Here is a 13,565-nt window from a genome sequence, read left to right on the forward strand (position 1 = left end):
ATTACGTTCTGCCTCATCGACGAGAGGAGCGCGTTTATCCCCGGACTATAAGGCTCAAATCCCCGAAGTATCCGATAAAAAACAAAAATGCCAGTCAGCTTAACTGACTGGCATTAGCCCCGAAGGCTCCGTTCTTTCATGCAACCAACCTGAAATCAGGCCAGTTTCTTGTGCCGTACACGATGCGGCTGAGTCGCGGCTTCGCCCAGGCGTTTGCGGCGATCGGCTTCGTACTCGGAGTAGTTACCTTCGAAGAACACCGCTTGCGAGTCGTCTTCGTACGCCAGGATGTGAGTCGCGACGCGGTCAAGGAACCACCGATCGTGAGAGATCACAATGGCAGCACCCGGGAAGTCCAGCAGGGCTTCTTCCAGGGAACGCAGGGTTTCAACGTCGAGGTCGTTGGACGGTTCATCGAGCAGCAGGACGTTGCCGCCCTCTTTCAAGGTCAGCGCCAGGTGCAAGCGACCGCGCTCACCACCGGACAGGTCCTTGACGAACTTCTGCTGATCGCCGCCCTTGAAGTTGAAGCGACCGACGTAGGTGCGCGACGGGATCTCGTAGTTGCCGATGCGGATCTGGTCGGAACCGTCGGAGATTTGCTGGAACACAGTCTTGCTGCCGTCCAGGTCTTCGCGGCTCTGATCGACGCACGCCAGTTGCACGGTTTCGCCGACTTCGATGCTGCCCGAATCCGGCGTTTCCTTGCCCATCAGCATGCGGAACAGGGTCGATTTACCCGCGCCGTTACCGCCGATCACGCCAACGATGGCGCCTTTAGGCATGGAGAACGACAGGTTGTCGATCAGCACGCGATCGCCATAACCCTTGGAAACGTTCTTGAATTCGATGACCTTGTCGCCCAGGCGTGGACCAGCCGGGATGTAGATCTCGTTGGTTTCGCTGCGCTTCTGGAATTCCTGCGATTGCATTTCTTCGAAGCGTTGCAGACGAGCCTTGGATTTGGACTGGCGGGCCTTGGCGCCTTTGCGCACCCATTCCAGTTCTTCCTTCATGGCTTTTTCGTGGGCCGACTGCTGCTTGGATTCGGCAGCCAGACGATCGGACTTGGCTTCGAGCCAACCCGAATAGTTGCCCTCGTACGGGATACCGGCGCCGCGGTCGAGTTCGAGAATCCAGCCAGCGACGTTGTCCAGGAAGTAACGGTCGTGCGTGATCGCGACCACAGTGCCCGGGAAATCGTGCAGGAAGTGCTCCAGCCAGGCGACGGAATCGGCGTCCAGGTGGTTGGTTGGTTCGTCGAGCAACAGCATGTCCGGAGCAGACAGCAGCAGGCGGCACAGGGCCACACGACGCTTCTCACCACCGGACAGAAATTCAACCTTGGCATCCCAGGCCGGCAGACGCAGCGCATCGGCGGCGACTTCCAGTTGGCGATCCAGGTTGTGACCGTCGCTGGCCTGCAGGATGGCTTCGAGCTTGGCCTGTTCGGCGGCCAGTTTGTCGAAGTCGGCATCCTCATCAGCGTAAGCCGCGTAGACCTCGTCCAGGCGAGCCTGGGCGTTCTTGATCACGCTGACCGCTTCCTCGACCACTTCACGCACGGTCTTGGTCGGGTCCAGGATCGGTTCTTGCGGCAGATAGCCGATGTTCAGGTCCGGCATCGGACGGGCTTCGCCGTCGAACTCGGTTTCAACGCCCGCCATGATTTTCAACAGGGTGGATTTACCCGAACCGTTAAGGCCGAGTACGCCAATCTTGGCGCCCGGGAAGAACGACAGCGAAATGTTTTTCAGGATTTCCCGCTTCGGCGGAACAACTTTACCCAGCCGATGCATGGTGAATACGTATTGAGCCATGGAGAACCTAGGGTCAGTGACTGATGAATGATTGGAGCGCAGGCGATGCCTGGCCAGGCTGTGCGCGTCGGCCGATTGATAGCTATCAATACGTGCGCGCTGAAAAAGCCTGATTCTAGGAGCTGGAACGCCCCCGCGTAACCGGCAAAGCTACCTGATTGACGGAAGGCAGTCCAGCCGAGCGGGACTGGCACTTTGCCACAACTCAGGGCATGCTAGCCGCCCTCCGGGCGTCCGGCTTATAGTGCACGTCGCGCCAGTCCAGCCAAACCGCAGGATTACAGTTTGTCTAATGTCTCTCCCCCTTCTTCCGTGAGCGCACTCAATCCTGCGACCGGCTCACCCCTGCGTGGGTCCTTGAAGGGCGCGCTGGCGGCGCTCGTCCTGTTGTTGCTCGCGCTGCTGTTCTGGCAGTTGCTGGATCAGTTGCGCGATACCCAACAACACCAGCGTCAGTACACCATCGACTACACCGCCGATCTGGCCTCGCAAGTCAGCCTGAACATGGCGCTGAACGCCCAGATCGCCCTCAACCTGCTACCGATCGTCGAACAACCGCAAAGCGCCGACGAACAGCAGGCGCTGTTGCGCAAACTGCAAAAATCCTTACCCGACCTGCGCAGCCTCGCGTTGCTTAGCCCTTCCGGGAAAGTCCTCACCGACAGCGCCGACAACAGCGACGATGCCGACTACCTGAGCGAACTGGTCCGGCGCAGTCACGCCCAGGCCCATTATTTCAGCAATGCCAATGATGGTTCGGTGGTGCATCTGCTGCTGCATCAAGCCAGCGGCAGCACCCGCGGCTACTGGGTTCTGCGCCTGACGCCGACATTTTTCTCATCGCTGACCAAACAAAACGAAACCGGTATTCGCCCGCTGTGGGTGGTGGAAAACCGCGTCAATCACCAGATCATCAGCCGCGACGATGGGCAGCCTTCGGCCACTCCGGCGGTGATGACACCGGATGAGCTGGCCAACAGCGTGCTGACCGTGCCCCTGAGCAGCAGCGACTGGCAACTGCGCGGGCTGTTCGACCGGCAACGGTTGATCGAACAGCTGCTGCCGGCGTTCATAGGCAAATGCCTTCTGGGCCTGGCCTTCTCCCTGCTGCCGTTCATCGCCCTGCTGAACATGCGCCGCCGCCAACGCCAGGTGCACGAAGGCCGTCGACGCTATCAGGATATTTTCGAAGGCACCGGCGTCGCCCTGTGTGTACTCGACGTGTCCGGGCTCAAAAGCTTCTTCGAAAAGGCTCAGTTGCACAGTAGCGAACACCTGAAGGCCTGGCTCGATACACCGGAACAACGCCAGCAACTGCTGCAGGAACTGCGCATCACCGAGGTCAACCTGGTCGCCCTGCAACTGCTCAACGTCAACGCTTGCGATCAAGCCTGGAAACTGCTGATCGACGGCAACCCGCAGGACGGCGCCGCCATCGGCGATCAAGTGCTCGACGCGGTGCTCAACCAGCAGAAACAGCTTGAACTGGAAATCAAACTGCAGGACGCCAATGGCCGCGACCAGCACCTGTGGCTGGTCCTGCGTCTGCCGGAAGACCAGGACGACTATAAAGCGGTGATCCTGAGCATCACTGACATCACCAGCCGCAAGCTCGTCGAACTGTCGCTGTTGGAGCGTGAAGGATTCTGGTCCGATGTGGTGCGCACCGTGCCGGATCATCTGTACGTGCAAGATGTGATCAGCCAGCGAATGATTTTCAGCAACCACCACCTGGGCCAGACGCTCGGTTACAACCGTACCGAACTGCACCAGATGGGCGAGTACTTCTGGGAAATTCTGCTGAACCCCGAAGATGCCGACTTCTACCACCGCTCACGCCAAATCCAGCGGCAGGCCGGTTACAGGCAATTGATGCAATGCCAGCTGCGCTTTCGCCACCGGGACGGTAAATGGCGGCGCTTCGACATCCGCGAACAGGCGCTGGCGCGGGACAAGCACGATCAGGTCACGCGGATCATCGGCGTGGCCAAGGACATCACCGATCAGATTGAGGCCAGTGAGTCCCTGCGCGACAGCGAGCAGCGTTACCGGATGCTCGCCGAAAGCATCAGCGACGTGATTTTCTCAACCGACAGCAAGATGGCGCTCAACTACGTCAGCCCGTCGGTGCAAGCCGTGCTGGGCTACGACGCTGACTGGATTTTCCAGAACGGCTGGCAATCGACCATCGCCAACCCGCAACAACTGACCGGCATTTACAGCCTGATGGACCGGGTCAGCAAAGCGCTGAATAAACCCGACCAACTGGCGATGTTGCGCAGTCAGGTACAAACCCAACTGTTTTTGTTCGATTGCCTGCGGGCCGACGGGCGCAAGATTCCTATCGAACTGCGGCTGGTGCTGGTCTGGGACGAACACGGCGCATTCGAAGGCGTACTGGGCGTCGGTCGCGACATCAGCCAGCAACGCCGGGCCGAAAAAGACCTGCGCATGGCCGCGACCGTATTTGAGCACTCGACCTCGGCGATCCTGATCACCGACCCGGCCGGCTACATCGTCCAGGCTAACGAAGCCTTCAGCCGTGTCAGCGGTTATGCGGTGGAGCAGGTGCTGGACCAGTTGCCGAACATGCTGACCGTTGACGAGGAGCAGGAAGCGCATCTGCGTTATGTGCTCAAGCAATTGCATCAGCACAGCACGTGGGAAGGCGAAGTCTGGCTCAAACGACGCAATGGCGAGCATTACCCGGCCTGGGTCGGGATTACGGCGGTGCTGGATGACGAAGGCGATCTGGCCAGCTACGTGTGCTTCTTCAGCGATATCAGCGAACGCAAGGCCAGTGAACAGCGGATTCACCGCCTCGCCTATTACGACGCCCTGACCCACCTGCCCAACCGCACACTGTTCCAGGATCGCCTGCACACGGCGCTGCAATCGGCCGAACGGCAGAAGTCCTGGGTGGTGCTGATGTTCCTCGACCTGGACCGCTTCAAACCGATCAACGACTCCCTTGGCCACGCCGCCGGCGATCGCATGCTCAAGGAAATGGCCACGCGCCTGCTCGGCTGTGTCGATGATGACGATACTGTGGCGCGCATGGGCGGCGATGAATTCACCTTGCTGCTGCAACCGCGGGCCAACCGTGAAATTGCCTTGAACCGGGCGATTCATGTGGCCGAACAGATTCTCGCCAGCCTGGTGAAACCGTTCGTGCTTGAAGGCCGCGAGTTCTTCGTCACCGCCAGTATCGGCATCGCCCTGAGCCCTCAGGACGGTAACGAACTCAGCCAGCTGATGAAAAACGCCGACACCGCGATGTATCACGCCAAGGAGCGTGGCAAGAACAACTTCCAGTTCTATCAGGCCGATATGAACGCCAGCGCCCTGGAGCGTCTGGAGCTGGAAAGCGACTTGCGTCACGCCCTGGAGCAGGACGAATTCGTCCTCTACTACCAACCGCAGTTCAGCGGCGATGGCAAACGCCTGACCGGCGCTGAAGCCTTGCTGCGCTGGCGCCATCCGCGACGCGGTCTGGTGCCGCCGGGAGACTTCATTCCGGTGCTCGAAGAGCTCGGCCTGGTGGTGGATGTCGGCGACTGGGTGATCAGCGAGGCCTGCCGTCAGCTCAAGACCTGGCATCAGGCCAAGGTCCGGGTACCGAAGGTGTCGGTGAACATCTCGGCCCGGCAGTTCTCCGACGGCCAACTCGGGACGCGGATCGCCACCATCCTCAAGGAAACCGGTCTGCCGCCGGCGTGCCTGGAGCTGGAACTGACCGAAAGCATCCTGATGCGCGAAGTCAGCGAAGCGATGCAGATTCTCGCCGGGCTGAAAAATCTCGGCCTGAGCATTGCGGTCGACGACTTCGGCACCGGTTACTCATCGCTCAACTACCTCAAGCAGTTCCCGATCGACGTGCTGAAAATCGACCGCACCTTCGTCGACGGCCTGCCGTCGGGTGAGCAGGATGCGCAGATTGCCCGCGCGATCATCGCCATGGCCCACAGCCTCAATCTGGCCGTTATCGCCGAGGGCGTGGAAACCCACGAGCAGCTCGACTTCCTGCGTGAGCATGGTTGCGACGAGGTTCAGGGGTATCTGTTCGGGCGGCCGATGCCGGCGAGCCGGTTTGAGGCGCAGTTCAGCAATGATGCGTTGTTCATGTTCGACTGAATCTTCAGCGCTGCTGATGGCCCTATCGCGAGCAAGCTCGCTCCCACAGGGGAACGCATTCCAAATGTGGGAGCGAGCTTGCTCGCGATGAGGCCAGCACGATCACCGCTGATCTCGTCATGAAGCCCACTTGTCTGCGACATGATGTCCTTTCATATGCCATCTAAAACCCATTGGGTTAGAATGCCCCCCTTTTCTGCCCCGATCCTTGAGGACCGCCATGTTCAGCCGTGATTTGACTATTGCCAAGTACGACGCCGATCTCTTTGCCGCCATGGAGCAAGAAGCTCAACGCCAGGAAGAGCACATTGAGCTGATCGCTTCGGAAAACTACACCAGCCCTGCGGTCATGGAAGCTCAAGGCTCGGTACTGACCAACAAGTACGCCGAAGGCTACCCGGGCAAGCGCTACTACGGTGGTTGCGAGTTTGTCGACGTGGTCGAGCAACTGGCCATCGACCGTGCAAAAGAACTGTTCGGCGCCGATTACGCCAACGTTCAGCCGCACGCCGGTTCGCAAGCCAACAGCGCCGTTTACCTGGCTCTGCTGCAAGCGGGCGACACCATCCTGGGCATGAGCCTGGCGCACGGCGGTCACTTGACCCACGGTGCCAGCGTTTCCTCCTCCGGCAAGCTGTACAACGCCGTTCAATACGGCATCGACGGCAACGGCCTGATCGACTACGACGAAGTCGAGCGTCTGGCGGTTGAGCACAAGCCGAAAATGATCGTGGCCGGTTTCTCTGCCTACTCGCAGATCCTGGACTTCCCGCGTTTCCGCGAAATCGCTGACAAGGTTGGCGCCTATCTGTTCGTCGACATGGCCCACGTGGCCGGTCTGGTTGCCGCTGGCGTCTACCCGAACCCGGTTCCTTTCGCTGACGTCGTGACCACCACCACGCACAAGACCCTGCGCGGTCCACGTGGCGGCCTGATCCTGGCTCGCGCCAACGCCGACATCGAGAAGAAGCTGAACTCCGCGGTATTCCCGGGCGCCCAGGGTGGCCCGCTGGAGCACGTGATCGCCGCCAAAGCGATCTGCTTCAAGGAAGCCCTGCAGCCTGAGTTCAAGACCTACCAGCAACAAGTGGTGAAGAACGCCAAGGCCATGGCCGGTGTGTTCATCGAGCGCGGTTTCGACGTGGTGTCGGGCGGTACTGAAAACCACCTGTTCCTGCTGTCGCTGATCAAGCAGGAAATCTCCGGTAAAGACGCCGACGCCGCTCTGGGCAAAGCGTTCATCACCGTGAACAAGAACTCCGTGCCAAACGATCCACGCTCCCCGTTCGTCACCTCCGGTCTGCGCTTCGGTACTCCGGCTGTGACCACTCGTGGCTTCAAGGAAGCAGAGTGCAAAGAACTGGCCGGCTGGATCTGCGACATCCTGGCGGATCTGAACAACGAAGCGGTGATCGACGCCGTTCGTGAGAAGGTCAAGGCCATCTGCAAGAAGCTGCCGGTATACGGCGCTTAATTGCCCCGCAAACCGCAGTAATGAAAAAACCGGTCAGTGATGACCGGTTTTTTTTCATCCGCCATAAAGATCAAAAGATCGCAGCCTCCGGCAGCGCCTACAAAAACTGTATACACCCGTGATTTCGCGAACATACGCACCTTTGTAGGAGCTGCCGAAGGCTGCGATCTTTTGATTTTCAACGGGATCAAATCAACCGGTCAGACCGGTCATGCCAATTTTTCTATTTCCACTTGTAATCCTGAAAAAACCCAGCGTAGACTGCGCCTGCACTGGACATACCGGTAAGACCACAATAATTAAGTCCTGAATCTGATGCGCGAAGCGCACGGCAGCCAGGACACCGACCAGGATTCCTCCCATGCTCAGATGGTGCTCGCGTTCAATCTTCCTCCAAGTGGTTCTCGGACTGGTGCTCGGCATCGTCTGCGGGCTGACCCTTCCTGAATACTCCGCCCAGCTCAAACCGCTCGGCGATGGCTTCATCAAACTGATCAAGATGCTCATCGGTCTGATCGTGTTCTGCGTGGTGGTCAGCGGCATCAGCGGTGCCGGCGACCTGAAGAAGGTCGGACGCATCGGCCTGAAATCGGTGATCTACTTCGAAATCCTGACCACCATCGCCCTGGTGATTGGTCTGGTGTTCGCTTTCACCACCGGCATCGGCAGCGGCGCGAACATTCATCTGGATCAGCTTGCCGCTGCCGACATGGGCGACATCGCCCAGCGCGGTCAGCACATGCAAACCACCTCCCAGTTCCTGATGAACCTGATCCCGACCTCGGTAATCGGCGCCTTCGCGGAGAACAACATTCTGCAAGTGCTGCTGTTTTCAGTGCTGTTCGGCAGTGCGCTGAACCTGGTGGGCGAAGCAGCGTCGGGTATTTCCCGGCTGATCAATGAGCTGAGCCACGTGATCTTCCGCATCATGGGCATGATCGTGCGTCTGGCGCCGATCGGCGTGTTCGGCGCCATCGCTTTCACCACCAGCAAATATGGCCTGGATTCGCTGCAGCACCTGGGCAGCCTGGTTGGCCTGTTTTATCTGACCTGTGTGGCGTTTGTGACATTGATTCTCGGCCTGGTGATGCGCCTTTCGGGCCTGAAGATGTGGCCGTTGCTCAAGTACCTGCGCGAAGAACTGCTGATCGTCATGGGCACCGCCTCCTCCGACGCTGTGCTGCCACAAATCATGCGCAAGCTTGAGCATCTGGGCATCGGCAGTTCGACGGTCGGGCTGGTCATTCCAACCGGTTACTCGTTCAACCTGGACGGTTTCTCGATCTACCTGACCCTCGCCATCGTGTTCATCGCCAATGCGACCGGCACGCCGCTGGCCATGACCGACCTGCTGACGATTCTGCTGGTGTCGTTGATCACCTCCAAAGGTGCTCACGGGATTCCTGGCTCGGCGCTGGTGATTCTCGCGGCGACACTGACGGCGATCCCGGCGATTCCAGTGGTCGGCCTGGTGCTGGTGTTGGCAGTGGACTGGTTCATGGGCATCGGCCGGGCGCTGACCAACCTGATCGGCAACTGCGTCGCCACCGTGGCCATCGCGCGCTGGGAAAAGGACATCGATATCCAACGGGCGAACAAAGTACTGTCCGGCCATGTGGGTTATACCTTTCAGCCGAGAAAGCCTGTCGGCCCGGCGCATCAGCAGGAATTCTGAATAATCGCCGTGCCTGCCCACGGGCAGGCACGGTCATCAATCGTTTTGGATGCTCATGGAGCGAAAAGTGATCACCACATCAACCGTCGTCAATTCAGTCGTAGAAAAACTCCGGGCCGCTTTGGCCCGTGGTCAGTGGCGCTCCGGCGAGATGCTGCCGGGGCAGCGTGAACTGGCCGAACAACTGGGCATCAGCCGCCCGAGCCTGCGTGAAGCCGTCATCGTGCTGGAAACCCTCGGGCTGGTGCGCTCCATGCCGGGTAAAGGCGTGGTGGTGCTGGAGGCCAATCTCAGCGACAGCCAACGCCACGACAGCGCAGTCGCCGGTGCGAGCCTGGAAGATGTGTTGCAACTGCGCTACACCCTCGAACCGTTCATTGTCGGTTTGGTGGCGCAGTCGATCAGCAGCAAGGAAGTCGGGCAACTGCGCCTGACCCTGATGGACATGCGCGAAGCGCTGGAGGCCAACGACAGCGAAGCCGGGGTAAACGCCTACATCGCGTTCCACGAAGAACTGTTCACGCTGACCTCGAACCCGATTTTCCAGAGTGTGGTGCAACAGACCAGCAACGCCCTCAAGCAAAGCGCCGACGTGCTGCGCAACTCCCCGGAGCATTTGGCTGAGCGCCTTGAGGAGAACGAAGCCGTGGTGCGCGCTATTCGCAGCAAAAACAGCGCCCAGGCCAGCGCCGAGATGCGTCGGCACATCCTTCGGGAAGGCCAGCGGATGGGCATCGAATTGAATATTCCGGACGACAACCTCGTCAGTTGAATCCGCTTCGAACTGGAGACAAGCCATGAACAGCTTCGCCTCACCGCAAACACTCACCGCCCTGCCCTTTCCTCAGCCGGTGGAGGATCTCTATTCGCGAATCTTCGACGCCATTCTCGAACAGCGCCTTCATGCGGCCAGTCGCTTTACGGAAGAAAGCCTGGCGCAGATGTTCGGCGCCAGGCGCAGCGACATTCGTGGTGTGCTGACGCAACTGTCCCTTCAGCAGATCATCGTCCTGCGGACCAGTCATCGGCCCCGCGTCGCCGCGCTCGACAGCGAGCAAACCCGGCAAATGTTGCATGCGCGGCGACTGACCGAAATCACCTTGGTGCACCTGGTCTGCCAGCAATCCCGCACGCAAGACTTGAAACCTCTGCGAGCCTTGATCGATAGCGAGCGTCAATGCACCACCCGTGGTCCGGCGATTCGGTTATCGGGGGAGTTTCATTTGCAGTTGGCGGAAATGGCTGGGAATGCACCGCTGACGCATTTTCTTGGTAGCTTGGTGCCGCTTACTTCGCTGGCGATTGCGCAGGTTGATGCGCAGACGCAGGGTTATTGCGCGTGGCAGGTGCACGAAGAGATTTTGAATGCGGTTGAGCGTGGGGACGCGGTGATGGCTGAGACTTTGCTCAGCCATCATCTGGATGATCTGGAAGAGATATTGCTGAACTCGGAACCGATATCCCACCAGAATCGTGTTGCCGGTTAGATCGCCATCACTGACGCTACAAATGTTTCAGTCCGCCGCTACCCGCGCAAACCCCTCACGGATTTTCTCTTCCGGCAAATCATCGGCAATGAACACGATCACGCTTTCGCGCGTTTCATCGTCGGCCCACTCCGTGTCCCAATCGAATCCGTATAACTTCAACACACCCTGAAACACCATGCGCCGCGGCTCGCCAAGGATGTTCAACACGCCTTTGTAGCGCAGCAATTGCTTGCCATGGTCCTCCAGCAGTTCGTTCATGAACTCGCTGAGTTTGTCGATATCCAGCGGCTTGTCGGTGCGCAGCACCAGGCTGGAAATGCGGTCGATGGACGGCGCTTTGCTCACCGGGCGCAGGCTGACGCCACCACCAAGGTCGGCATTGAGATTGAAGCCGCGCACGTCGAGCAATTCGGCCAGATCGATCTTGCCGTGCTCGACCACGCGGATCGGTGCGCGACGGTTGATGCGGGTCAGGCGCTCGCTCAGCGCGGTAAAGGTCGCCTCGTCCACCAGATCGCGCTTGCTCACCAGTAAGCGGTCGGCGAAACCGATCTGCGCCTGGGCGATGGTTTGAGTCAGGTGAGTGTCAGCGTGCGCCGCATCGACCAGGGTGATGATGCCGTCGAGGATGTAGCGCTCGCGCAGCTCTTCATCGATGAAGAACGTTTGCGCCACCGGTGCCGGGTCGGCCAGGCCGGTGCATTCGATCACCAGACGGTCGAAGGCGATTTCGCCGCTGTCCAGGCGTTCGAGCAGCAGGTACAAAGCCTTGGTCAGGTCGGTGTGGATGGTGCAGCAGACGCAGCCGTTGGACAGCGTCATCACTTGCACCGGTTCGTCGCCCAACAGTTGGGTGTCGATACCGGCGTCACTGAATTCGTTCTCGATCACGGCGATTTTCAGGCCGTGTTCGGCTTTGAGCAGATGGCGCAAAAGCGTGGTTTTTCCCGCGCCGAGAAAGCCGCTGAGGATTGTTACCGGAATGGGAGAGGACAACTGGAGTCTCCTGTTTCACAAAATTGAGGATAAACACACAAACAAATGTGGGAGCGAGCCTGCTCGCGAAAGCGGTGTGTCAGTCAACATCAGTGTCGAATGACCGATTGCCTTCGCGAGCAGGCTCGCTCCCACAGGGTAATGCGTTACTTCAGTGCCAACAGATCAACAGCACTTCGGCCCACCCTTGCCACCGTAACGAGCTTCTTGGCGTTCCCGAAAGAACATTTCGTAGGTCATCACCGGTTTGTCCGGGTGTTTGGTTTGCATATGCTCGACGTAATTGTCGTAGTCGGGCATGCCGACCATCAGGCGCGCGGCCTGACCGAGGTATTTACCGAGGCGACTCAGGTCATTGAACATGCTGCAATCCTCGATTACGCATCCGGCAGAGCCTGGAATGGCGCTTCTTTATCCGTACGTTCTTTGCTGCCCCAGGCGGAAATACCGACCTTGAGCGCATAGAACAGGATACTGAATACCACGAACAGGAACAGCGCAGTCAGCGTTGCGTTGGTGTAGGCGTTGAAGATCACGTGCTGCATTTGCGTAATGTCCTTGGCCGGGGCGAGGATCTGACCGTTGGCCAGCGCATCGCTGTACTTCTTGGCCAGCGACAGGAAGCCGATCGCCGGATTGGCATCGAACAGCTTGATGAAGCCGGCGGTGGTGGTGCAGATCAGCAGCCACACGGCGGGTAGCATGGTGACCCAGACGTAGCGCTGGCGTTTCATTTTGATCAGCACGACGGTGCCGAGCATCAGCGCGATACCGGCCAGCATCTGGTTGGAGATACCGAACAGCGGCCACAAGGTGTTAATGCCACCCAGCGGATCGATCACGCCCTGGTACAGCAACCAACCCCACATCGCCACGCACCCGGCGGTTGCGATCAGGTTGGCGGTCCAGGATTCGGTGCGTTTGAGCGCCGGCACGAAGGAGCCGAGCAAGTCCTGCAGCATGAAACGGCCGGCGCGGGTACCGGCGTCCACAGCCGTCAGGATGAACAGCGCTTCGAATAGAATCGCGAAGTGGTACCAGAACGCCATGGTGTTTTCACCCGGCAGGACACTGTGCAGGATCTGCGCGATACCAACCGCCAGGGTCGGCGCACCGCCAGCACGGGCCAGGATCGTGGTTTCACCGATGTCCTTGGCCACCGCTTGCAGCGCTTCCGGGGTGATTGCAAAGCCCCAGCTGCTGACGGTTTGTGCCACGGCCACCACGTCACCGCCGACGACTGCCGCCGGGCTGTTCATGGCGAAATACACGCCCGGCTCGATCACCGAAGCGGCGACCATGGCCATGATGGCGACGAAGGATTCCATCAGCATGCCGCCGTAACCGATGTATCGGGCGTTGACCTCGTTATCCAGCAGCTTCGGTGTGGTGCCAGAGGAGATCAGCGCGTGGAAACCGGAGACCGCGCCACAGGCGATGGTGATGAACAGGAACGGGAACAGACCGCCCTTCCACACCGGGCCGGTGCCGTCGATGAACTGGGTCAATGCCGGCATTTTCAGCTCGGGCATGGTGATCAGGATGCCGATCGCAAGCGCCACGATGGTGCCGATCTTCAGGAAGGTCGACAGATAGTCACGCGGCGCCAGAATCAGCCAGACCGGTAACGAGGCGGCCACGAAACCGTAACCGACCAGCATCCACGTAATCTGCACGCCCGTGAAGCTGAACGCCTTGGCCCAGACTGGATCAGCGGCAATCTGCCCGCCGAGCCAGATCGAACCCAGCAGCAACAGCACACCGACGATGGAGATTTCACCGATACGACCCGGGCGGATGTAGCGCATGTAAATGCCCATGAACATCGCGATCGGGATGGTCGCCATCACCGTGAAAATACCCCACGGGCTTTCGGCCAGGGCTTTTACAACGATCAGCGCCAGCACCGCGAGGATGATGATCATGATCAGGAAGCAGCCAAACAGCGCGATGGTCCCGGGGATGCGGCCCATTTC

General features: G+C 59.4%; 9 protein-coding genes. 5 read left to right on the forward strand and 4 right to left on the reverse strand.

Annotated elements, in window-relative coordinates:
• Positions 1–155: 155 nt before the first annotated feature.
• Complete coding sequence (gene ettA / locus WLY71_RS25405) at positions 156–1,820, reverse strand: energy-dependent translational throttle protein EttA (RefSeq protein WP_347805734.1); 1,665 nt, start codon at positions 1,818–1,820, stop codon at positions 156–158.
• 285 nt (positions 1,821–2,105) lie between these two features.
• Here ettA and WLY71_RS25410 point away from each other — a divergent pair, with 285 nt between their 5' ends.
• From WLY71_RS25410 to WLY71_RS25430, 5 genes are all read left to right on the forward strand, one after another.
• Positions 2,106–5,954, forward strand: a complete 3,849-nt coding sequence (locus WLY71_RS25410; protein WP_347805735.1) for a sensor domain-containing protein — start codon at positions 2,106–2,108, stop codon at positions 5,952–5,954.
• Between the two features lie 220 nt (positions 5,955–6,174).
• Complete coding sequence (glyA, locus tag WLY71_RS25415) at positions 6,175–7,428, forward strand: serine hydroxymethyltransferase (RefSeq protein WP_123367763.1); 1,254 nt, start codon at positions 6,175–6,177, stop codon at positions 7,426–7,428.
• A 361-nt stretch (positions 7,429–7,789) separates the two neighbouring features.
• Entirely contained in the window at positions 7,790–9,103 is a 1,314-nt protein-coding gene (locus WLY71_RS25420; RefSeq protein WP_347805736.1) for a C4-dicarboxylate transporter DctA, read from the forward strand.
• Positions 9,104–9,170: 67 nt separating this feature from the next.
• A complete protein-coding gene (locus tag WLY71_RS25425; RefSeq protein WP_347805737.1) occupies positions 9,171–9,875 on the forward strand; it encodes a FadR/GntR family transcriptional regulator in 705 nt (234 codons plus the stop codon).
• A gap of 25 nt (positions 9,876–9,900) precedes the next feature.
• Entirely contained in the window at positions 9,901–10,590 is a 690-nt protein-coding gene (locus tag WLY71_RS25430) for a GntR family transcriptional regulator (protein WP_347805738.1), read from the forward strand.
• 27 nt (positions 10,591–10,617) lie between these two features.
• Here WLY71_RS25430 and yjiA read toward each other — a convergent pair whose 3' ends face one another.
• From yjiA to WLY71_RS25445, 3 genes are all read right to left on the reverse strand, one after another.
• Positions 10,618–11,589, reverse strand: coding sequence for a GTPase (gene yjiA, locus WLY71_RS25435; RefSeq protein WP_347805739.1), 972 nt, complete (start codon positions 11,587–11,589; stop codon positions 10,618–10,620).
• A 165-nt stretch (positions 11,590–11,754) separates the two neighbouring features.
• The gene (locus WLY71_RS25440) at positions 11,755–11,952 is read right to left on the reverse strand and encodes a YbdD/YjiX family protein (protein WP_008154232.1); all 198 of its coding nucleotides are present in this window, start codon (positions 11,950–11,952) and stop codon (positions 11,755–11,757) included.
• 14 nt (positions 11,953–11,966) lie between these two features.
• Positions 11,967–13,565 (reverse strand): carbon starvation CstA family protein (locus WLY71_RS25445; protein ID WP_347805740.1); only part of this gene is annotated, 1,599 nt, incomplete at its 5' end.

It is taken from the genome of Pseudomonas rossensis (assembly GCF_039888995.1).
Lineage (GTDB): Bacteria > Pseudomonadota > Gammaproteobacteria > Pseudomonadales > Pseudomonadaceae > Aquipseudomonas > Aquipseudomonas rossensis.

Bases quoted from the DNA above. Each gene is read 5' to 3' on its own strand.
- ettA (WP_347805734.1), bottom strand. From the start codon at position 1,820: ATGGCTCAATACGTATTCACCATGCATCGGCTGGGTAAAGTTGTTCCG.
- glyA (WP_123367763.1), top strand. From the start codon at position 6,175: ATGTTCAGCCGTGATTTGACTATTGCCAAGTACGACGCCGATCTCTTT.
- WLY71_RS25420 (WP_347805736.1), top strand. From the start codon at position 7,790: ATGCTCAGATGGTGCTCGCGTTCAATCTTCCTCCAAGTGGTTCTCGGA.
- WLY71_RS25430 (WP_347805738.1), top strand. From the start codon at position 9,901: ATGAACAGCTTCGCCTCACCGCAAACACTCACCGCCCTGCCCTTTCCT.
- WLY71_RS25440 (WP_008154232.1), bottom strand. From the start codon at position 11,952: ATGTTCAATGACCTGAGTCGCCTCGGTAAATACCTCGGTCAGGCCGCG.